We start from the raw sequence: 19,718 nt of genomic DNA, 5'->3' as shown, positions 1-19,718 counted from the left end.
GGTTTGAATTACTGTGCCGGGCAGTATCCCGGAGGGTGGGTGGGTGGCGATGGTGCAGGCCAAGAAGTGTCGTGACTGTGGCGAGACCAAGCCGGCGGCGGAGTTCTGGAAGCGTAAAGCGTCTGCCGATGGCCTGTCGCTTTACTGCAGGGCGTGCTTCGGCATTCGGAACTCGGCGTCCTATCGGGACAAGCGTGCCGCGGAGGGCAAGTCGGCCAGGCCTTATCGGCGACTTCGCGACACTCCTGACGGAATGAAATATTGTCCTCAATGCGACGAGACGAAGCCTATCGCGGAATTCGGGAAAAATCGGGCGAGGTCAACCGGGTTGACGAACTACTGCCGTCCGTGCCATAGCCGTGTCTCGGACGAGGCGAAGCGGCGGCTCTACGGCAGTCAGCGGAGTTACCTGCTCCAGCTGCGTTACGGCCTCACCGAGGCGCAGGTGGACGAGATGATCGCCGGTCAGGGCGGAATCTGTGTGCTCTGCCTGCGTGATCCAGCCGTCCATGTGGATCATGATCATTCGACTGGTGCGGTGCGGAGTATCTTGTGCTTCCGCTGCAATGGGGGCCTCGGCCAGTTCGATGACAACCCGCGACGGCTCTACGAGGCGGCGGACTACCTCGAAAAACGGACCTGGTACGTGCGCCTGCTCCGACTCGAACTCGGGACCGCCCAGATCACGTCGTCCGCGCTGCGAGCTTGGCGTGAGGAGACGTACCCGGGCTTCGCCAATCGGCGCAGGGCGGAAATCCTGCTCAGGGAGGGTCTGACGAGTCGCGGGCAACTGCGCCTGCGCTGTGGACTCGATGCTGCAGACGTGGACGACCTCCAGGCGATCCAGCAGGACGTATGCGCGATCTGCGTGGACGGCCCGGCTGAGCACGTCGACCATTGCCACGAGACCTTGGCGGTGCGCGGGCTGCTGTGCGGCGGCTGCAACACCGGGATGGGGCAGTTGCGGGACGATCCGGCGGTGCTGCGCCGCGCGATCGATTACGTGCTCGGTCTGCTGGTGCGTGAGGTGCCGGATGGGAGTGGCGGCACGCGGTTGTCTTTCACGGAACCGGATGTGGATCCGGCGACGGTGCCGCAGGGCGGTTGGGAGAGGCATCGTCTGGCGGATGCGGCGTTCCGGAAGGAGGAGCGGGATCGGGAGGGCGTGCGGGATTCGTGGATCGCGGATCCGGTCGAGGTGTGACAGTGCGGGGCCGGCGGTGGGCGGGCGAGGTGGTGGTGGGCGTGTGTCGGGGTAGTGAGCGTGTGTCGGGTGGGGTGGACGATGGGTTCGCGCTCGGCTGATCGCGGAGGTGATCGTCCGGCATGCGATGGGGCGTGGTTGAACAGTAGGGTCATAAGGTCTGCGTCGGTCCGTCCGGAAGGGCGGCGGCGCGTTGGTGGAGGGAAGGAGTCGCGTGGCGTCTCACGATGCGCACACCGCACGGTCGGCGGGGCTGTTCGCGAGCCCGGGCACGTCGTCGTTCTCGGAGTTCCTGGGCGCGTACGCGCCGGATCTGATGCCGGGTGCCCGGCCGTTGCCGGAGGGGGTGACGGCGGGGGACGAGATTCCGCACGGGACGACGATCGTCGCGGTGACGTTCCCCGGCGGGGTCGTCATGGCGGGCGACCGGCGGGCGACGGCCGGGAACATGATCGCGCAGCGTGATGTGGAGAAGGTGTTCCGCGCGGACGAGTTCTCGGCGATCGCGGTGGCCGGGACGGCGGGGCTCGGCATGGAGCTGGTCCGGTTGTTCCAGGTGGAGCTGGAGCATTACGAGAAGCGTGAGGGCCGGACGCTGTCGGTGGAGGGGAAGGCGAACCGGCTGGCGTCGATGGTGCGCGGGAACCTGGCGATGGCGATGCAGGGTCTGGCGGTGGTGCCGCTCTTCGCGGGTTATGACGAGGTGCGGAACCAGGGCCGGATCTTCTCTTATGACCCGGCGGGCGGTCGTTATGAGGAGCGGGACTTCCATGCGATCGGTTCGGGTTCGGTGTTCGCGCGGGGTTCGGTGAAGAAGCTGTTCCGTGCGGATCTGTCGGCGGAGGACGCGGCGCTGGTGTGCGTGCAGGGTCTGTACGACGCGGCGGACGACGATTCGGCGACGGGTGGTCCGGATCTGGCGCGGGGGATCTTCCCGGTGGTCGCGGTGGTGACGGCGGACGGGTATCGCCGGCTCGGTGAGGACGAGGTCGGCGCGGTGGCGCGGGCAGTCGTCGAGGGACGTTACGACGCGCCGGGCGGGCCGACCGCCCCGCTGCGATAGAAGGGATCCAGTTCCGTGTCCATGCCGTTCTACGTGTCGCCCGAGCAGCAGATGAAGGACAAGGCGGATTACGCGCGGAAGGGGATCTCGCGCGGCCGCAGTGTGGTGGTGCTGCAGTACGCGGACGGGATCCTGTTCGTCGCGGACAATCCGTCGCGCGCGCTGCACAAGATCAGTGAGATTTACGACCGGATCGCGTTCGCGGCGGTCGGGAAGTACAACGAGTTCGAGAATCTGCGGCTCGGCGGGGTCCGGTACGCGGATGTGAACGGGTATCAGTACGACCGGCGGGACGTGACGGCGCGGGGTCTGGCGAACGTGTACGCGCAGTCGCTGGGGACGATTTTCACCGAGACCAACAAGCCGTACGAGGTGGAGTTGGTGGTCGCGGAGGTCGGTGAGGATTCGGGGACGGATCAGATCTACCGGCTGACGTTCGACGGTTCGGTGGCGGACGAGCACGGTTATGTGGCGATGGGGGGCCAGGCGGAGGCGGTGGCCCAGTCGCTGAAGGACCGGTATCAGGAGGGCGCGCCGCTGGAGGACGCGTTGCGGACGGCGGTGCGGGCGCTGGAGGCGCAGGATTCGGAGCGGCGGCTGGCGGCGGAGTCGCTGGAGGTCGCGGTGCTGGACCGGAACCGGGAGCACCGGTTGTTCAAGCGGTTGCCGGCGGCGCGGATCGGGGAGCTGCTGGGCGCGAACGACTCCTGATCCGGGCGTTTCGTCCGGGTGTGAACCCGTCGCAGCCTTTCTGGTGAGGTTGCGGCGGGTTTTTCGCGCCGGTGATCGTGATCTACATCGTAAAGGTGCGGGCCGGGGGTGAGAAACAGAGCGGTCCGGAGACTGCCAAGTCGGCGTCCGGGCGCATAGGCTCGGGGTGTGGACAGGCGCATCTTCGGGCTTGAGAACGAGTACGGCGTCACCTGCACCTTCCGCGGGCAGCGGCGGTTGTCACCCGATGAGGTGGCCCGCTACCTGTTCCGCAGGGTGGTGTCGTGGGGCCGTTCCAGCAACGTGTTCCTGCGCAACGGCGCCCGGTTGTACCTCGACGTGGGCAGCCACCCCGAGTACGCGACGCCGGAGTGCGACAGCGTCGTGGACCTGGTGACGCACGACAAGGCCGGCGAGCGGATCCTGGAGGGCCTGCTCGTCGACGCGGAACGGCGGTTGCGCGAGGAGGGCATCGCCGGGGACATCTACCTGTTCAAGAACAACACCGACTCGGCCGGGAACTCCTACGGCTGTCACGAGAACTACCTGGTGGGGCGGCACGGGGAGTTCGGCCGCCTGGCCGACGTGCTGATCCCGTACCTGGTGACCCGCCAGATCATCTGCGGCGCGGGCAAGGTGCTGCAGACGCCGCGCGGCGCGGTGTACTGCGTGTCGCAGCGGGCGGAGCACATCTGGGAGGGCGTGTCGTCGGCGACGACGCGGTCGCGTCCGATCATCAACACGCGGGACGAGCCGCACGCCGACGCCGAGCGGTTCCGGCGGCTGCACGTGATCGTGGGCGACTCGAACATGAGCGAGACCACGATGCTGCTGAAGGTCGGCGCGACCGACCTGGTGCTGCGGATGATCGAGGCGGGCGTCGTCATGCGGGACCTGACGCTGGAGAACCCGATCCGGGCGATCCGCGAGGTCAGCCACGACATGACGGGCCGCCGGAAGGTGCGGCTGGCCAACGGCCGCGAGGCGAGTTCGCTGGAGATCCAGAAGGAGTACTTCGGCAAGGCGAAGGACTTCGTGGACCGGCGCGGCGGGGACGTCACCGCCAAGCGGGTGCTGGATCTGTGGGAGCGGACGCTGCGCGCGGTCGAGACCGGCGACCTGGACCTGGTGGGCCGCGAGATCGACTGGGTGACGAAGTACCGGCTGATCGAGCAGTACCGCCGCAAGTACGACCTGCCGCTGTCGTCGCCGCGCGTGGCGCAGCTCGACCTGGCCTACCACGACGTCCACCGGGACCGCGGGCTCTACTACCTGCTGGAGAAGCGGGGCGCGGTGGAGCGCGTGACGCGGGACCTGGACGTGTTCGAGGCCAAGTCGGTGCCGCCGCAGACGACGCGGGCGCGGCTGCGCGGCGAGTTCATCCGCAAGGCGCAGGAGAAGCGGCGCGACTTCACGGTGGACTGGGTGCACCTGAAGCTGAACGACCAGGCGCAGCGGACCGTCCTGTGCAAGGACCCGTTTCGTTCCGTGGACGAGCGGGTGGACAAGCTGATCGCCGGAATGTGATCATTTCCGGCCGCCCCGCGGCGGCCGGTTGTCACCGGAGGGGTAGGGTGAGCGCTCAGTTCGCGCTCACCACCCCGAAGGACCCGCATGCGCCGTCGCTTCCTCGTGCCGCGTTCCGTGTCGTTCCGGTCGCCCGCCGCAGGGTCGCTGGCGGTGGCGCTGGCGGTCGGGCTGCTGGCCGGGGGGTGCGGGGGCGGCGGTGACGTCCAGGTCGAGGTGAAGGGCAAGGCGGGCGCGGAGCCTTCGGTGTCGTTCCCGAAGGGCGGCAAGCCGGACGCGGGGTACGCCGAGAAGTCGCTGCACGACGGGAAGGGCGCGCCGGTGCGGCGCGGCGACCTGGTCGTGGCGGACTATGTGAGCTACCGGTGGAACGGCGCGAAGACGCGGCTGCTGGACGACACCTACAAGGCGGGCGTTCCGGCGGCGTTCCAGACCGGGAAGCTGGTGAAGGGCCTGGACCGGGCGCTGGCGGGCGCGCGGCCGGGTGAGCGGGTGGTGGCGCGGGTCCCGCCGGCGGACGCCTACGGGGCCGACGGCGATCCGGCGCACGGGGTGAGCGCGGGCGACACGCTGGTGTACGTGCTGGACGTCCGGGCGGCGTTCGGGAAGAACGCGGTCGTGCCGGGACGGCAGCAGACGCTGGACGATCCGAAGCTCCCGAAGGTCGGCCCGGTGGCGCCGGGCCGGGCGGCGTCGGTGCTGATGCCGCAGACGGCGCCGCCGAAGGCGCTGACGACGCAGACGCTGGTGGACGGCGGCGGCCCGGTCGTGGCGTCCGGGCAGCTCGTGGCGATGCAGTACCAGATGATGAACTGGCGGGACGGCCAGGTGCTGGGCTCGTCGTGGCAGGACGGCGAGGTGCACTGGGCGGTCGCGGGCCGTCAGCAGCTCGTCGCGGGCCTCGACCAGGCGCTGGTGGGGAGCCGGGTGGGCAGCCGCCTGCTGGTGGTGGTGCCCCCGGCCCTGGGCAAGGCGGCGTGGCGCTCGCGGTTGCAGCTCAAGCCGTCCGACACGCTGGTGTTCGTGGTGGACGTCCTCGGCGCGTACTGAGAAACCGGGTTCCTACACTGGCCGCGTGGAGGACATCGAGGCGGTCGGGCTGCTGCAGGACCCGGTGCGGCGGCGCCTGTACGAGTACGTCGCCGCGCAGGGCCGCGAGGTGGGGCGCAACGAGGCGGCCGAGGCGGCGGGCGTGGCGCGGACGCTCGCGGCGTTCCATCTGGACCGGCTGGCGGCGGCGGGCCTGCTGGAGACGGCGTCGCGGCGGCTGACGGGCCGGTCGGGGCCGGGCGCGGGACGGCCGGCGAAGGTGTACCGGCGCGCGGCGGGGGAGCGGGGCGTGTCGCTGCCGCCGCGCGACTACCGGGCGGCGGCGTCGATGCTGGCGGAGGCGGCCGAGGACGCGCGGCTGGACGAAGCGCTGCACGCGGTGGCGCGGCGCCGGGGCGCGGCGGCGCGGGACCCGGGCGGTCCGTGCGCGGACCTGGACGCCGCGCGGGCGCTGCTGGAGCGGCGCGGCTACGAACCCTATCTCGACGACGACGGCGGCGGCCCGGTGCTGCGGATGCGCAACTGCCCGTTCCATGTGCTGGCCGAGGAGTTCCCGCCGCTGGTGTGCGGGATGAACCTGGCGCTGCTGGAGGGCCTGTTCGGGGACGCGCCCGGCCTGGCGGTGCGCATGGCGGCGCGGCCGGGCCTGTGCTGCGTCGCCATCTCTAAAACAAATGAAGATTGACATAGAAGCGGGCGCCGTGCTGACATGAGCCCATGACCGGCCACCATCTCGCCCAGCTCAACGTCGGCAGGCTCCGCCACCCCCTCGGCGACCCCCGCTCGGTCGGGTTCGCCGACGCCCTCGGCCCGATCAACGCGCTCGCCGACGCCGCGCCCGGCTTCGTCTGGCGCCTGGTGGACGCGGGCGGCGCCGACGCCACGGGCCTTCGCCCGTTCGGCGACGACACGCTCGTCAACCTGTCGGTGTGGGAGTCGCGGGAGGCGCTGTGGGAGTTCACCTACCGCAGCGACCACCTGGAGTTCCTGCGGAGCCGCCGCGAGTGGTTCGCGCCGCCCGGCGGCCCCCACCTCGCGCTGTGGTGGGTCCCCGCCGGGCACGTCCCGACGCCGGAGGAAGCCGTGGAGCGGCTCGCGCACCTGCGCGCGCACGGCCCCACGGCCCGCGCCTTCACCTTCCGCGAGGACTTCGCCCCGCACGACGCCTGACCGGCTACAGCAGCGACGCGGCGTGCCGTCCGGCGGCGGCGGCGGTGAGGAAGTAGGGCAGGTCCTGGTCCAGGCGGCGGCCCATCGTGGACATCCGCACGCCCCACTCCTTCTCGGCGGCGCGCAGCGCGTCCTCCAGCCCCTCCACGCCGACCGGGACGAGCGCGTGCCGGTCGCCGAGCGCCGCCGCGTCCGCCGCGACGCGCGTCCCGAACGTCCCGCCGAGTTCGGGGACGGGGACGTCCGCGCGGGCCAGCGCGACGCGCCCGTAGGCGGTGAGGCTGTGGTGCGACACCCCGACGTGCCGCTCGCGCAGGTCGCCCTCGCTGACCCGCAGCGACGCGACCGGACGGCCGGACAGGACGGCGGCGGCGTTCACGGCCTCGCCCGCCGACACGCCCGAGAATCCCCACTTCGTCCCGGTGCCGAGGTTGCCGGGGCCCTGCGCCACGACGACGACCTCGGCGTCCAGGACGAGCCGCGCCGCCAGCAGCCCCGTGTGGACGGTCACCGCCTCCAGGTCGCCGCCGAACGCCTGCCCGGTCGTGACCGTCGCCGCGAGCGCCCCGGCGCCCTTGAGCTGCCCGATCGACATCGAGAACCACGCGGGCAGCGCCCCGCCGTCCGGCATCACGTACACCACGCGGGTGCCCGGACGGTCCGCCAAAAGGCCCGCCAGGATCGGCGGCAGCGCCGAGTGCAGGTCCGCGACGATTACCGGCAGCCCGGCGAGGGAGTCGGCGTCGCGCAGGACCTCGTGGTGCGGCGAGTCCTGCTCGTCGGCGCCGAGCAGCGTCGCCTGCAGCGGGGTGTACCGGGCCTTCACCAGATGCCCCGGGCCGTCCGGATCGGGCGGCAGCCGGTCCGGGATCGCGACGACGATCGCATAGCCGCCGGTCCCCAGGCCCATCGCCAAGGCCGTAGTGTTGAGCAGGACGGTGTCGCCGGGTTCGGGCCGCCCCACCAGCGCGGGGTAGGCCAGGGCGCGGCAGGCCCCGTCGCCCCCGACCGCGACGTCCAGTTCGATCGCCCCCGGCCATTCCCGGCGGACGCCCTCTACCGTGCCTTTGCGCCATCGGATCACACGGAGAACGGTAGCGTCCGGTTCGCCGGTCGCGGGGATGATCCGCGGACGAGCCGAACCCAAGGAGGAGGTGGCCCATGTCGCGGCGCAAGACCGAGCGCCTGCTCAACCTGGTGGTGTGCCTGCTGGCCACCCGCAGGTACCTGACGGCCGAGCAGATCCGCCGGGCCGTGCCGGGCTATCCCGAGGGCGCCGAGGCGTTCAAGCGGATGTTCGAGCGCGACAAGGAGGAGCTGCGCGAACTCGGCGTCCCGCTGGAGGTCGGCAGCGACCGCACCGGCGGCGGCGGCGAGGAGACCGGCTACCGCATCCCCCCGCAGGACTACGAACTGCCCGAGATCCACCTCGGCCCCGACGAGGCCGCCGTGCTCGGCCTCGCCGCCCGGGTGTGGCAGCGCGCCAGCATGGCCGACGCCGCGTCCGGAGCGCTGCTGAAGCTGCGCGCCGCCGGCGTCGAGACCGGCGACGCGCCCGACCCCGCAGCCGTCGTCGGCGTCGAGCCGCGCGTGGACGCCGGCGACCCCGCCTTCCCGGCCCTGTGGGAGGCGGTCCGCGACGGCCGCCCGGTGACGTTCGAGTACCAGGGCGTCGGCCGGACGTCGTCGGCGCGGCGGCACCTGGAGCCGTGGGGCGTCGTGAGCCGCCGCGGCCGGTGGTACGTCGTCGGCCACGACCGCGACCGCGACGGTACCCGCGTGTTCCGGCTGAGCCGCATCCTCGGCGCCGTCGTCCCCGACGGCCCCGCCGGGACGGTCACCGTGCCCGCGGGCGTGGACGTCCGCAAGATCGCGTTCGACTCCGGCGAGCCCGTCGGCGACCCGCGCCCGGCGACGGTGCGGCTGCGCGCGGGCGCGGTGCAGGGCCCGCGCCGGTGGGCGAGCGACGTCCGGCCCGCCACCGGCGGCTGGGACGGCTGGGACGAGGCCGTCCTGACGTTCCGCGACGTCGACAGGTTCGCCCCCTACCTCGCCCGGTTCGGCGGCGACGTCGTCGTCCTGGACCCCCCCGACCTGCGCGAGGCGGTCATCCAGCGGCTCAAGGCGGCACTGGCGGTGAACGGATCATGAGCACCCCCGCAGGCACCGCGTCCACCGGCCGGCTCGGCCGGCTGCTGGCGCTCGTCCCCTATGTGATCAACCGGGACACGGTCGCGGTCGGCGAGGCCGCCGCCGCGTTCGGGATCACCGAGAAGCAGCTCATCGACGACCTCAACCTCCTGTGGTGCGTCGAGCTGCGCGCCCCCGACCCCTACTGCCCGATCGACCTGTCCTACGAGGGCGGGGAGATCACCGTCGCCGAGGCCGAGACGATCGCCCGGCCGCTGCGGCTCAAGGTCGACGAGGCCGCCGCGCTGCTCATCGCGCTGCGGACGCTCGCCCAGATCCCCGGCCTGCACGACCGCGACGCCCTCAGCCGCGTCATCGCCAAGCTGGAGACCGCGGCGGGCGCGGCGGCGGCGGTCGCCGGGCAGGTCGCGGTCGAGGTCGGCGGCCCCGGCGACCGCGCCCACCTGGCGCTGCTGCGCGAGGCGATCACGGCGGGCCGCCGCGTCCACCTCACCTACTACGTGCCGGCGCGCGACGAGAACACCGAGCGCGACGTCGACCCGATGCGGCTGCTGGTCGTGGAGGGCGCCACGTACCTGGAGGGGTGGTGCCGCCGCGCCGAGGCCGTCCGGCTGTTCCGCGTCGACCGGATCGCCGGGCTCACCGTCCTGGACGTCGCGGCGCAGGTCCCCGAGGACGCCGAGCCCCGCGACGTGGACGGCGGCCTGTTCCGCCCGTCGCCGCGCGACGAGAGCGTCACCCTGGACCTGGCGCCCGAGGGCCGGTGGGTCGCCGACGGCTACCCGTGCGAGAGCGTCGAGGAACTGGGGGAGGGGCGGCTGCGCGTCGTGCTGCGCACCCCCGACACCCGCTGGGTCCGGGCGCTCGCGCTGCGGCTGGCCGAGCACGGCCGCGTGGTGGCGCCCGAGTCGCTGGTCGCCGAGGTCCGCGCCGAGGCGGCCCGCGCCCTCGCGCTCTACGAGAACGTCTGAGGAGTCCGGTACCGTGGCGGACGTGGGATGGACCGGTCTGGCGGTGGCGCTCGGGTTCGCGGGCGTCGCCGTGCTCGCCTACTGCGCCTTCCGCGTCTACCTGGGCGTCCGCCGGTTCGGACGTGAACTGGAGCGGACCAGGGCGAGACTCGCGCCCAAACATCGGGAGCTGCGCGGCGAACTCCACCGCCTCCAGCGGTCCCACGCGCCACAGGACCCCGGCGACGGCGTACGATCGGGTTGAGTAACGCCTGCTGAAAAGGGAATTCTCTCATGCCGAACCTTGGAACCCCCGAGCTGCTCATCCTCCTGCTCGTCGTCGTCCTGATCTTCGGGTCCGCGAAGCTGCCGCAGCTCGCCCGTTCCCTGGGCAAGTCGGCGCGCATCCTCAAGGCCGAGACCAAGGGCCTGCGCGAGGACGATGACGAGACCGCCGCCAAGCCCGCCCCGGCCGCCGACGCCGCGCCCGGCGCCCGCGACCGCGCCGCGCAGCTCCGCGCCGAGGCCGCCCGCCTGGAGCGCGAGGCCGACGCCCGCGAGGGCCGCGTGCACCGGCCCGGCGAACTGCCCTCCGGCGAGCCGATCCAGGGCGTCCCGGTCAGCGACTACGGCACCGGCCGCAACCAGCACTGACCGGCGCTGACGCCCCGGCCGCCCTCCGTCCACCCACACCCCCGAAGAGTCCATGCTGAAGCTGACGACGCGGCGCGACGTCGACCCCGAAGGCCGCATGCCGCTCATGGAGCACCTCCGTGAGCTGCGCAACCGGCTGGTCAAGTCGATCCTCGCCCTCGCCGCCGGCGCGGTCGTGGCGTGGCTGTTCTTCGACCCCATCTGGGACTTCGTCAAGGAGCCCTACACCAAGGTCCCCGCCGAGCACTGCATCAACCGGCACTGCGACCTGGTCGTCCACGGCCCGTTCGACGGGTTCTTCATCCACCTCAAGGTCGCGCTGATGGTCGGCGCGGTCCTGTCGTCGCCGGTCTGGCTGTACCAGCTCTGGGCGTTCGTCGCGCCCGGCCTGTACCGGCGCGAGCGCCGCTGGACGTACGTGTTCATGACGGCCGCGATCCCGCTGTTCCTCGTCGGCGCGGGCCTGGCCTACGTCACGATGGACAAGGGCCTGCGGCTGCTCGTCGGGCTGGCGCCCGGCGACACGCTCGTCCTCATCGGCATCCAGGACTACCTGTCCTACGCGCAGGCGATGCTGCTGATCTTCGGGCTGACGTTCGAGCTGCCGCTGTTCGTCGTCATCCTCAACCTCGCCGGGGTGCTGCGCTTCCGCACGCTCATGCGCACCCAGCGGTACACGATCTTCGGGCTGTTCGTGTTCGCCGCCGTCGCGACGCCGAGCGCCGACCCGTTCACCATGCTGGCGCTCGCGCTCCCGACCGTCCTGCTGTACGAGGTCGCGGTACTGCTCACCTACTTCAACGACCGCCGCCGCGACCGCCGTCCCGACCCCTACGACGGGCTGAGCGACGACGAGCCGTCCCCCCTCGAAGTCGACTGACGGCCGGATTCGGGCCGAGGGAAACCGGGCCCGGAGTGCGTATTCGGCCGGTCGAAACCGTAGGCTCGAAACCATGACCACCCCCGACACGCAGTCGGCCGACACCTCACCCGCCGCGCGCTACGCCGCCTACCGCGCCCGCACGGCCGGGAACGGTCCCGCGCTGCTGGACTTCCAGACCCTCTACGACTTCGAACTGGACGCGTTCCAGATCGAGGCGTGCCGCGCCCTGGAGGCCGGCAGCGGGGTCCTCGTCGCGGCCCCCACGGGGTCGGGCAAGACCATCGTCGGGGAGTTCGCCGTCCACCTGGCCCTCGCCGCCGGCGCCAAGTGCTTCTACACCACGCCGATCAAGGCGCTGTCCAACCAGAAGTACGCCGACCTCGTCCGCCGCTACGGCCCCGGCCGGGTCGGGCTGCTGACGGGCGACAACAGCGTGAACGGCGAGGCGCCGATCGTCGTCATGACGACCGAGGTCCTGCGGAACATGCTGTACGCGGGGTCGTCGACGCTGACGGGGCTGGCGTTCGTCGTCATGGACGAGGTCCACTACCTCGCCGACCGGTTCCGCGGCGCCGTGTGGGAAGAAGTGATCATCCACGTGCCCGAGTCGGTGCGGATCGCGGCGCTGTCGGCGACGGTCAGCAACGCCGAGGAGTTCGGCGAGTGGCTGCAGGCCGTCCGCGGCGACACGGCCGTCATCGTGGACGAGCACCGGCCCGTCCCGCTGTTCCAGCACATGCTCGTCGGCACCCGCCTGTACGACCTGTTCGTGGAGAGCGGCAAGGGCAAGGACCGGCAGGGCAAGCTCAACCCGCAGCTCCAGCGGCTCGCCGTCGAGGAGGTCCGCCGCGCGAGGGTCAACCAGGGCCGCCGCACCGGGCACCGCCGCGCGCCGCGCCCGCAGCGGTTCCGGCCGCCGCTGCGCCCCGACGTCATCACTCGGCTGGACCGGGCCGGGCTGCTCCCGGCGATCACGTTCATCTTCAGTCGCGCCGGGTGCGACGCGGCCGTCCAGCAGTGCCTGCACGCCGGGCTGCGCCTCACCTCCCGCGAGGAGGCCGAGGAGATCCGCGCCCACGTCGAGCTGCGGACCGCCGACATCCCGCCCGAGGACCTGCGGATCCTCGGCTACGCCGACTTCCTCGGCGGGCTGGAGCGCGGCGTCGCCGCCCACCACGCCGGGATGCTGCCGACGTTCAAGGAGATCGTGGAGGAGCTGTTCACGCGCGGGCTGATCCGCGCGGTGTTCGCCACCGAGACCCTCGCGCTCGGGATCAACATGCCCGCGCGGACCGTCGTCATCGAGAAGCTCGACAAGTGGAACGGCGAGGCCCACGTCAACCTCACGCCCGGCGAGTACACCCAGCTCACCGGGCGCGCCGGACGGCGCGGGATCGACGTGGAGGGCCACGCCGTCGTCGTGTGGAACCCGAGCGTGGACCCGGCGTCGGCGGCGGGGCTGGCGGGCGCGCGGACGTACCCGCTGAACTCCAGTTTCCGGCCGTCCTACAACATGGCGGTGAACCTCGTCGGCGCGGTCGGCGCCGAGCGGGCCCGCACGCTGCTGGAGGAGTCGTTCGCGCAGTTCCAGGCCGACCGCGCCGTCGTCGGCCTGGCCCGGCAGGTCCGCAAGAACGAGGAGGCCCTGGCCGGGTACGCCAAGGCCGCCGAGTGCGACCGGGGCGACTTCATGGAGTACGCCGCGATGCGCCGCGCCCTGTCGGACCGGGAGGCCGCCGCGTCCCGCGAGCGGTCCCAGACGCGCCGCGCCGAGGCCGCGCGGTCCCTGGAGCACCTGCGGCCCGGGGACGTGATCCTGGTGCCGTCCGGGCGCCGCTCCGGGCTCGCCGTCGTGCTGGACGCCGGGGTCGGGCGCCGCTCGGACGGGCCGGCGCCGCTCGTCCTCACCTCCGCCCGGTCGGTGCAGCGGCTGTCGATCCAGGACTTCCCGCGCGCGGTCGAGCCGGTCGCGCGGATCCGCGTGCCGAAGTCGTTCAGCCCCCGCAACCCGCAGGACCGCCGCGACCTGGCCGCGACGCTGCGCGCCCAGGTCCCCGACGACGTCCGCGAGCGCCGCCGGTCGCGCGACGTGCCCGCCGGGGACGACGGCGAGATCGGGCGGCTGCGCGCCGACCTGCGGTCCCACCCCGTCCACGCGTGCCCGGAGCGGGAGGACCACGCCCGCTGGGCCGAGCGGTACTTCCGCCTCGAACGCGACACCGAGCAGCTCCGCCGCCGCGTCGAGGGCCGCTCCCAGGTCATCGCGCGGACGTTCGACCGCGTCACGGCCGTCCTGGAGCAGCTCGGCTACCTCGACGGCGGCGCCGTCACCGACGACGGCCGCCGCCTCGGCCGCATCTACAGCGAGCTGGACCTGCTCACCGCCGAGAGCCTGCGCGCGGGCCTGTGGGAGCGGCTGGACCCCGGCGAGCTGGCCGCGTGCGTGTCGGCGCTGGTGTTCGAGTCCCGCCAGCCCGACGACGCCGCGCCGCCGCGCAGCCCGTCGGGGAAGGTGTCGGACGCGCTGGAGGCGATGGTGCGACTCTGGCGCACCTTGTCCAACGTCGAGCGCGACAACGAGGTGTCGTTCCTGCGCGAGCCCGACCTCGGGCTGGCGTGGACGGCGTACCGGTGGGCCAAGGGCGACGACCTGGACGAGGTCCTGCTCGACGCCGGGCTGACCGCCGGGGACTTCGTCCGCGCCGTGAAGCAGCTCCTGGACCTGCTCGGCCAGATCGCCGACGCGTCGCCGCCCAACGGGCACGTCCGGACCACGGCGCGCAAGGCGATGGACGCGATGCGCCGCGGCGTCGTCGCGTACTCGTCGGTCACCTGACGGCCGCCCGGCGGCCGTCCTCACCCAAGGAGCCCCCCGTGACCTCCCCCTCCCGCCGGGACGGCGCGTTGCTGGCCATCAGCGACGTGCACACGGCATTCGAGGAGAACCGCGCCGTGGTGGACGGCATCCGTCCCGGGTCGCCCGACGACTGGCTGATCGTCGCCGGGGACATCGCCGAGCGCGCCGCCGACGTCGAGGCGACGCTGGCGCTGCTGGCGGACCGGTTCGCCCGCGTCGTGTGGACGCCCGGCAACCACGAGCTGTGGACGACGCCCGGCGACCCGTGCGACCTGCGCGGCGAGGCCCGCTACCGGCACCTGGTGCAGGTGTGCCGCCGCCTCGGCGTCAGCACGCCCGAGGACCCCTACCCGGTGTGGACGGGCCCCGGCGGGCCGGTGACGGTCGCGCCGCTGTTCGTCCTCTACGACTACACGTTCCGCCGCGACGGGATCACCTCCAAGGAGGCGGCGCTGGAACGCGCGCAGGAGTCCGGGGTCGTCTGCACCGACGAGGTGTACCTGCACCCCGAGCCGTTCGCGTCGGCCGACGACTGGTGCCGCGATCGCCTCGCGCGGACCGAGGCGATGCTGGACGCCTGCGACCCCGCGCTCCCGACCGTGCTGGTCAACCATTTCCCGCTGGTGCGCGACCCCACGCGGATTCTGCGGTACCCCGATTTCGCGCTCTGGTGCGGGACCGAGCACACCGCCGACTGGCATGTTCGTTATCGGGCTAGTGCCGTCGTTTATGGGCATCTGCACATTCCGCGGACCACGTGGCACGACGGCGTGCGTTTCGAGGAAGTCTCACTGGGATACCCGCGCGAATGGAGATCGCGGCCCGCGGGTCCCGCCCGGCCCCGGCAGATCCTTCCCGTCCCGGAGCAGACTTCCTGAACCGGGCGAACCGCGCTTCCCGTTCTCCGGTGACAAAAAGGAATGCGGATCCGTGGTCCCGGGGGAGTGGACGCGAAAAGGGCCGGGTGATGGTCTCACCCGGCCCTGGTGCGTCCGCCGCCGGTGCCGCGCCGGGCGGATCAGGGGATGTGCCGCCGGATCAGTGGACGGCGTCGTACTGCTCGATCACGGTCGCCGGAATGCGGCCGCGCTCGTTGACCTTGATGCCCTGTGACTTCGCCCACTCGCGAATCTCGGCGGAGCGCTCGCGGTTGTTCTGCGTCCGCACCGGACGCCCGCCCTTGGCGGCCTTCGGACGGGCACGCCGGGCGTTCTGGACGAACTGCTCCAGATCCGCGCGGAGCTGCGCGGCGTTCTTCTTGCTCAGGTCGATCTCGTAGGGGACGCCGTCGAGCGCGAAGCTGACCGTCTCGTCCGCCTGTCCGCCGTCGATGTCGTCGACGAGGAGAACCTCGACCTTCTGTGCCATGCGGGGACTCCCTTGTTATGCATCCGGCTTGGCGTCCGGATGTGCCTCGATGAACGCAGCATAGACCTCATCGGAGATTTTGCCACGCTCGGAGACTTCGACACCCGCGGACTTCGCCCATTCCCGGACGTCGCCGTTGGTGTAACCCTTGACCTTCGCGGCGGCGGTGCTTCTGCGTCCCTTACCGGCGGGCTTCACCTCCTTCGCCTCGGTCAGGAACAGCTCCAGCGTTTCCAGCGCCTCGCGCAGGCGCTTGTCGTTCTCATCGCCGAGGTCGATGGTGAACGTGCGGTCGAGCACGCCGAAGTCCCGCTTGGCGACGTCGCTCCCTTCGGAGCCGTCGATGTCGTCTACCCGAATGACCTTCTCGGCCATGTGCGCTCTGTCTTCCTTCCCTCGCCGTTGCGGCGGTCCGACCGTAGCGGATTGCCGGAGCACGCCGCCGCGAACCGGGCGCGATCTCCGGAATGGTGGTGTTCTTTACCCTCCGCCGCGGCCATTGCCGCCATAAGCCGGGCACGGCCCGGCCCCGCCATTCTCCCGTCCCGGCGGACCGCCCGCGCCCGCGCGCCGGGGCCGTCGCGGTGCCGTCGTGGTGCCGTCCCGGGGCCGGACAGGGCGGGACCCCGGGCGCTTACCCAACGCACCGGGGTCCCTGAAGGGTTCGTCGTCCTGCGCACGCGCGGCCCGCGTGACGGGTCAGTCTCAGTCTTCCGCCGCGTGCTTCCGTTGCACTACCGCGCCATGGGGGCACGGGCCGGATTCGAACCGGCAACCTCGGCGGCCGTCCGCCCGTCCGTCCGGTCCGCGACGATCGACGACCTGCTGATTCTGGAGCGAGAGCCTGAGCTTGGTCGCGGCTGCCTCTGCCTGTTGGGCCATCCCGGCGCGAAAGGCCGGGAGGGGGACTCGAACCCCCACTGGACACCGCGTGGTTCAGTCTGACGTCTCAGTTTCAGCGTCGCGCCCCGTTCCCGGGGCGCACCCCCGCGCTCCAGCGGGGGAGTCTCATCCTCTCAGCCGAGCAGGTAGCCGAAGACCGCCTCGCCGACGCTGCGCTCGGTCACCTCGAACGCGTTGGCCTCCTCGCGGGCGAACTTCACCGCGCGGGCGAGCGCGTCGGCGCGCTCCAGCAGTTCGTTGACGCGCCGGGCGGGCAGCGCGCCGGAGAACTTCACGGTCGTCCAGTGGCCGACGGCGACGTCCTCGTAGAACACCTCGACCTGGGCGGGGTGCTTGTCGGTCGCCTCCGCCTTGACGTGGTTGAACGGCACCTTCTTGGTCTTCAGCGTCCGGACCGGGTCGGTCTTCCACGCGTCGCCCGCGGCGTCGAACGACCAGTTCTCGGCGGTGTCCAGCACCGGCAGCCGCTCCAGCAGGTGCCGCACCTCGGCGAGCTGCTTCTCCAGGAACAGCAGGTAGGTGACGGGCACGTCGCGCAGCAGCGCGCGGCCGTCCACGACGACGTCGGCGCGGGCCTCGCAGTTGGCGTGGTCCTTGGTGGCCGTGACGTCGAACAGCCGGGTGAGCGCCGCGGCGGTGCGCAGGACGTCCTCGCCCTTGACCTGCACGCGGGTCGACTCGGGCGGGAACTGGTCGCCGTCCTCGTCCTTCGGCTGGTACACGCGGGAGATCCCCGACAGCAGCGGCTGCTTCTGGACGAGCTGCCCCGCCTCGGCCAGCTCGCGCTGGGCGCGGGCGCGGACGCCCTTCTCGACGGCGATGATCTGGTTCAGCTTCGGCATCGCGCCTCCCCCCGGTGTCCCCGGAACCGTAAGTGATCTTCGCCGGCCGTGCACCCGGTTTTCGGACGGAAGGTTTGGACCGGGACGTCCGGGACATCCTGCGGGGGCGCCTCGGGGGAGAACGGCGCACCCGACCCGGCACCCGGAGGCCGTCCATGCTCGCTCTCGCCGCCGCGTTCGTCTTCGCGCTCGCGCTGCTGTTCGACCTCGCCGACCTGTCCAGCGGCTCGGTCGGCGTGCAGACGCTCATCGTGCTCGGCCTGCTCCTGCTCGCCCTGGAGATGGCGGGGGTCGGCCCGGCGCGGCGCGCCGCGTGGCCGCGCCGCCGCCGTCGCTGATCTACAATGTAAAGGCGCGGGGCGGTCAGCAGCCGTCACGGGCGAAGGCGCGCAGCCGGTCCAGGTCCAGCACGGTGATCCGCCGCCACCCGGTCCGGACGAGCCCGCGCCGCCGCAGCTCGTTCAGGGCGCGCGCGACCGTCTCGCGGGAGGCGTCCATCCAGCTCCCGAGCTCCTGCTGCGACAGCGGGGGAGCGATGTCGACGGCGCCGCCGGCCGGCGCCGCCCGGTGCCGCAGGGACAGCTCGGCCAGGTCGGCGAGCAGGCCCGCGAGCCGCTGGGGGCCCTTGGCCGACACCTGGGCCTGGAGGCGGCGGCTCGCGTCGTCCAGCCGTCCGACCATCGTGCCGCTGACCAGCCGCCACAGGCCCGGGTTGGCGTCCAGGAACGCGGTGAACCGCTCGGCGGGGACGAGCAGGCCGCGCAGCGGGCCGAGCGCCGTCACCGTCGCCGACCGCTCCCGCGACCCGAGCACCGCGCTCTCGCACACGAGGTCGCCGGGCCCGCGCACGGCCAGGACGACGTCGTGGCCGTCGGCGGTCGCGGCCGTCACCTTCGCCCAGCCGCGCTCGATCACCACGACGTGGTCGGAGGTGTCGCCCTGCACGCACAGCGGGGCGCGCGCCGCGTAGGGCCGAGACCGCGCCGAGGCGCGCAGCGCGGCGCGGTTCCCGGCGTCCAGGGCGGCCCAGAACGGCAGCGCGGGACGCGCGCCGCCGCGCGCCGGGTTCGGGATGGTCCGCTCGGTCACCGCAGGTTCCGTTCCGCGCGCCTCGGGACGGGGCGCGCCGCTCGGTCGGCGGGGGCGGCCGGCGCCGCCGCCGGTGGGCCGGTACCCGTGCGGTGGGGGGAGTGGGCCGTCGCGGCCGGCCGTCACGGGTACCGGCCCGTGCGCCCGCCGCCGGTGCCGTCCCGTCCCGAGGCGGACGGTCCCGGCGGCGGGGCGTCCGGTGCCGGGAGGAACCCCTCGCCGGGTTCCATCGTGGGGCCGCGGGGCGCCCGCGTCTGCGTCACCTGACACACAGCGCGGATCCGGGCAAGGGCAGGCGGTCAGACGTCGGCGCCGTCGCGGGCCAGGGCGTGCAGGAGGCGGTTGACGGGGCTGTGCAGGCCCCACCGGTCGGCGAGTTCGACGAGGGCGGCGGGATCGCGCGGGCCGCTCGGGAGCCGGTCGTCCAGGACGGCGAGGACGGGGTCGTCGATGTCGGTGACGACCCGCACGACGGTCTCGGCGGCGGTGAGGTAGTCCCCGGCGGCCTCCAGCCGGCGCCGCGCGCCCGCCGGGAACCCCTCGGCGGTGCCGTCGGCGAGGGCGGCGCGGATCCCGGCGACCGAGCCGAACCGGGTGACCAGGGCGGCTGCGGTCTTGTCGCCGATGCCGGGGACGCCGGGCAGCCCGTCGCTGGGGTCGCCGCGCAGGGTCGCGTAGTCGCCGTAGGCGCGGCCGGGGATGGCGTACTTGGCGGCGATCTCCTTCTCGCCCATGACCTGGAGGTTGCGGACGCCGCGCGCGGTGTAGAGGACGGCGACGGGCCCGTTGTCGTCGGCGAGCTGGAACAGGTCGCGGTCGCCGGTGACGATGTCGACGGGCCCGTCGGCCCCGCCGCGCACGGCGAGGGTGCCGATGACGTCGTCGGCCTCGTAGCCGGGGACGCCGGCGCGGGCGAGGCCGACTGCGTCCAGCACGGCGTCGATGACGGGGAGCTGGGCGCCGAGCGCGTCGGGGGTCTGGTCGCCGCCGTCGTCGGCGACGCGGTGCGCCTTGTAGGACGGGATCGCCGCGACGCGGAACTCCGGCCGCCAGTCGGCGTCCATGCAGCACACGAGCCGGTCGGGCGCGCGGTCCTGCACGAGCCGGGCGATCATGTCCAGGAGGCCGCGCACGGCGTTGACGGGCGTCCCGTCCGGCGCGGTGACCGACTCGGGCACGCCGAAGAAGGCGCGGAAGTACAGCGACGGCGTGTCCAGCAGCATCAGCCCGCTCATGGGCACCATCGTCGCACGCGCCGCCGACAGGACCGGGCGGCGCGTTTGGGATGCTGGGACC

The 19,718-nt window shown here is 72.7% G+C and carries 21 protein-coding genes; 15 read left to right on the top strand and 6 right to left on the bottom strand.

Going from position 1 to position 19,718, the window contains the following annotated elements; translation table 11 throughout:
• Positions 1-49 precede the first annotated feature (49 nt).
• The 7 genes from BTM25_RS28195 to BTM25_RS28165 all read left to right on the top strand — a co-directional run bounded on the left by BTM25_RS28195 (position 50) and on the right by BTM25_RS28165 (position 6,725).
• Entirely contained in the window at positions 50-1,204 is a 1,155-nt protein-coding gene (locus BTM25_RS28195) for an endonuclease VII domain-containing protein (protein ID WP_235828762.1), read from the top strand.
• A gap of 214 nt (positions 1,205-1,418) precedes the next feature.
• Positions 1,419-2,267, top strand: coding sequence for a proteasome subunit beta (gene prcB / locus BTM25_RS28190; RefSeq protein WP_205648314.1), 849 nt, complete (start codon positions 1,419-1,421; stop codon positions 2,265-2,267).
• A 21-nt stretch (positions 2,268-2,288) separates the two neighbouring features.
• Positions 2,289-2,978 carry a proteasome subunit alpha gene (gene prcA, locus BTM25_RS28185; RefSeq protein ID WP_103566642.1) on the top strand — a complete coding sequence of 230 codons (690 nt, stop codon included), beginning with the start codon at positions 2,289-2,291 and terminating at the stop codon, positions 2,976-2,978.
• 168 nt (positions 2,979-3,146) lie between these two features.
• Positions 3,147-4,505 carry a Pup--protein ligase gene (pafA, locus tag BTM25_RS28180; RefSeq protein WP_103566641.1) on the top strand — a complete coding sequence of 453 codons (1,359 nt, stop codon included), beginning with the start codon at positions 3,147-3,149 and terminating at the stop codon, positions 4,503-4,505.
• A gap of 87 nt (positions 4,506-4,592) precedes the next feature.
• Complete coding sequence (locus BTM25_RS28175; protein ID WP_103566639.1) at positions 4,593-5,555, top strand: FKBP-type peptidyl-prolyl cis-trans isomerase; 963 nt, start codon at positions 4,593-4,595, stop codon at positions 5,553-5,555.
• A 25-nt stretch (positions 5,556-5,580) separates the two neighbouring features.
• Positions 5,581-6,240, top strand: a complete 660-nt coding sequence (locus BTM25_RS28170) for a helix-turn-helix transcriptional regulator (RefSeq protein ID WP_103566638.1) — start codon at positions 5,581-5,583, stop codon at positions 6,238-6,240.
• A gap of 32 nt (positions 6,241-6,272) precedes the next feature.
• Positions 6,273-6,725: a DUF3291 domain-containing protein gene (locus BTM25_RS28165; protein WP_103566637.1), complete on the top strand. Its 453-nt coding sequence runs from the start codon at positions 6,273-6,275 to the stop codon at positions 6,723-6,725.
• A 4-nt stretch (positions 6,726-6,729) separates the two neighbouring features.
• Here BTM25_RS28165 and BTM25_RS28160 read toward each other — a convergent pair whose 3' ends face one another.
• The gene (locus BTM25_RS28160) at positions 6,730-7,809 is read right to left on the bottom strand and encodes a DUF3866 family protein (RefSeq protein WP_205648313.1); all 1,080 of its coding nucleotides are present in this window, start codon (positions 7,807-7,809) and stop codon (positions 6,730-6,732) included.
• A gap of 77 nt (positions 7,810-7,886) precedes the next feature.
• Here BTM25_RS28160 and BTM25_RS28155 point away from each other — a divergent pair, with 77 nt between their 5' ends.
• The 7 genes from BTM25_RS28155 (at position 7,887) to BTM25_RS28125 (ending at position 15,098) form a co-directional block, all read left to right on the top strand.
• Positions 7,887-8,876, top strand: coding sequence for a helix-turn-helix transcriptional regulator (locus BTM25_RS28155; protein ID WP_103566635.1), 990 nt, complete (start codon positions 7,887-7,889; stop codon positions 8,874-8,876).
• On the top strand, positions 8,873-9,847 hold the full coding sequence (locus tag BTM25_RS28150; RefSeq protein ID WP_103566633.1) for a helix-turn-helix transcriptional regulator: 975 nt from the start codon (positions 8,873-8,875) through the stop codon (positions 9,845-9,847). The genes BTM25_RS28155 and BTM25_RS28150 overlap by 4 nt, the downstream gene beginning before the upstream one ends.
• A gap of 22 nt (positions 9,848-9,869) precedes the next feature.
• Positions 9,870-10,091 carry a hypothetical protein gene (locus BTM25_RS28145; protein WP_235828748.1) on the top strand — a complete coding sequence of 74 codons (222 nt, stop codon included), beginning with the start codon at positions 9,870-9,872 and terminating at the stop codon, positions 10,089-10,091.
• Positions 10,092-10,120: 29 nt separating this feature from the next.
• On the top strand, positions 10,121-10,480 hold the full coding sequence (gene tatA / locus BTM25_RS28140) for a Sec-independent protein translocase subunit TatA (protein ID WP_103566630.1): 360 nt from the start codon (positions 10,121-10,123) through the stop codon (positions 10,478-10,480).
• Positions 10,481-10,532: 52 nt separating this feature from the next.
• Positions 10,533-11,360, top strand: coding sequence for a twin-arginine translocase subunit TatC (gene tatC, locus BTM25_RS28135; RefSeq protein WP_103566628.1), 828 nt, complete (start codon positions 10,533-10,535; stop codon positions 11,358-11,360).
• 73 nt (positions 11,361-11,433) lie between these two features.
• Positions 11,434-14,199 (top strand): DEAD/DEAH box helicase, encoded by a 2,766-nt coding sequence (locus tag BTM25_RS28130; RefSeq protein ID WP_103566626.1) that lies wholly within the window; start codon positions 11,434-11,436, stop codon positions 14,197-14,199.
• A 38-nt stretch (positions 14,200-14,237) separates the two neighbouring features.
• Complete coding sequence (locus tag BTM25_RS28125) at positions 14,238-15,098, top strand: metallophosphoesterase family protein (protein ID WP_103566625.1); 861 nt, start codon at positions 14,238-14,240, stop codon at positions 15,096-15,098.
• Between the two features lie 160 nt (positions 15,099-15,258).
• Here the strand turns inward: BTM25_RS28125 and BTM25_RS28120 are convergent, their stop codons facing one another.
• From BTM25_RS28120 to BTM25_RS28110, 3 genes are all read right to left on the bottom strand, one after another.
• Positions 15,259-15,588 carry a histone-like nucleoid-structuring protein Lsr2 gene (locus tag BTM25_RS28120; RefSeq protein ID WP_103566624.1) on the bottom strand — a complete coding sequence of 110 codons (330 nt, stop codon included), beginning with the start codon at positions 15,586-15,588 and terminating at the stop codon, positions 15,259-15,261.
• 15 nt (positions 15,589-15,603) lie between these two features.
• Positions 15,604-15,963, bottom strand: a complete 360-nt coding sequence (locus BTM25_RS28115; protein WP_103566623.1) for a histone-like nucleoid-structuring protein Lsr2 — start codon at positions 15,961-15,963, stop codon at positions 15,604-15,606.
• Positions 15,964-16,604: 641 nt separating this feature from the next.
• The gene (locus tag BTM25_RS28110; RefSeq protein WP_103566622.1) at positions 16,605-17,333 is read right to left on the bottom strand and encodes a DUF7873 family protein; all 729 of its coding nucleotides are present in this window, start codon (positions 17,331-17,333) and stop codon (positions 16,605-16,607) included.
• A 155-nt stretch (positions 17,334-17,488) separates the two neighbouring features.
• Between BTM25_RS28110 and BTM25_RS28105 the strand changes: the two genes are divergently transcribed.
• Complete coding sequence (locus BTM25_RS28105; RefSeq protein WP_103566621.1) at positions 17,489-17,671, top strand: hypothetical protein; 183 nt, start codon at positions 17,489-17,491, stop codon at positions 17,669-17,671.
• Between the two features lie 25 nt (positions 17,672-17,696).
• Here the strand turns inward: BTM25_RS28105 and BTM25_RS28100 are convergent, their stop codons facing one another.
• Positions 17,697-18,422 (bottom strand): Crp/Fnr family transcriptional regulator, encoded by a 726-nt coding sequence (locus BTM25_RS28100; RefSeq protein WP_235828747.1) that lies wholly within the window; start codon positions 18,420-18,422, stop codon positions 17,697-17,699.
• Positions 18,423-18,721: 299 nt separating this feature from the next.
• The gene (locus tag BTM25_RS28095; protein WP_205648312.1) at positions 18,722-19,657 is read right to left on the bottom strand and encodes a 5'-3' exonuclease; all 936 of its coding nucleotides are present in this window, start codon (positions 19,655-19,657) and stop codon (positions 18,722-18,724) included.
• Between the last annotated feature and the right edge of the window lie 61 nt (positions 19,658-19,718).

It is taken from the genome of Actinomadura rubteroloni, assembly GCF_002911665.1.
In the GTDB taxonomy this organism is placed as follows: Bacteria; Actinomycetota; Actinomycetes; order Streptosporangiales; family Streptosporangiaceae; genus Spirillospora; species Spirillospora rubteroloni.
The sequence above is the reverse complement of the archived record's forward strand: the minus strand, read 5'-3'. Positions and strand labels throughout refer to the sequence as shown.

What these genes read in the sequence shown, in the direction of transcription:
- BTM25_RS28195 (WP_235828762.1), top strand. Translation starts at nt 50, where the DNA reads ATGGTGCAGGCCAAGAAGTGTCGTGACTGTGGCGAGACCAAGCCGGCG.
- prcA (WP_103566642.1), top strand. Translation starts at nt 2,289, where the DNA reads ATGCCGTTCTACGTGTCGCCCGAGCAGCAGATGAAGGACAAGGCGGAT.
- BTM25_RS28175 (WP_103566639.1), top strand. Translation starts at nt 4,593, where the DNA reads ATGCGCCGTCGCTTCCTCGTGCCGCGTTCCGTGTCGTTCCGGTCGCCC.
- BTM25_RS28165 (WP_103566637.1), top strand. Translation starts at nt 6,273, where the DNA reads ATGACCGGCCACCATCTCGCCCAGCTCAACGTCGGCAGGCTCCGCCAC.
- BTM25_RS28155 (WP_103566635.1), top strand. Translation starts at nt 7,887, where the DNA reads ATGTCGCGGCGCAAGACCGAGCGCCTGCTCAACCTGGTGGTGTGCCTG.
- BTM25_RS28150 (WP_103566633.1), top strand. Translation starts at nt 8,873, where the DNA reads ATGAGCACCCCCGCAGGCACCGCGTCCACCGGCCGGCTCGGCCGGCTG.
- tatA (WP_103566630.1), top strand. Translation starts at nt 10,121, where the DNA reads ATGCCGAACCTTGGAACCCCCGAGCTGCTCATCCTCCTGCTCGTCGTC.
- tatC (WP_103566628.1), top strand. Translation starts at nt 10,533, where the DNA reads ATGCTGAAGCTGACGACGCGGCGCGACGTCGACCCCGAAGGCCGCATG.
- BTM25_RS28130 (WP_103566626.1), top strand. Translation starts at nt 11,434, where the DNA reads ATGACCACCCCCGACACGCAGTCGGCCGACACCTCACCCGCCGCGCGC.
- BTM25_RS28120 (WP_103566624.1), bottom strand. Translation starts at nt 15,588, where the DNA reads ATGGCACAGAAGGTCGAGGTTCTCCTCGTCGACGACATCGACGGCGGA.
- BTM25_RS28115 (WP_103566623.1), bottom strand. Translation starts at nt 15,963, where the DNA reads ATGGCCGAGAAGGTCATTCGGGTAGACGACATCGACGGCTCCGAAGGG.
- BTM25_RS28110 (WP_103566622.1), bottom strand. Translation starts at nt 17,333, where the DNA reads ATGCCGAAGCTGAACCAGATCATCGCCGTCGAGAAGGGCGTCCGCGCC.
- BTM25_RS28105 (WP_103566621.1), top strand. Translation starts at nt 17,489, where the DNA reads ATGCTCGCTCTCGCCGCCGCGTTCGTCTTCGCGCTCGCGCTGCTGTTC.
- BTM25_RS28095 (WP_205648312.1), bottom strand. Translation starts at nt 19,657, where the DNA reads ATGAGCGGGCTGATGCTGCTGGACACGCCGTCGCTGTACTTCCGCGCC.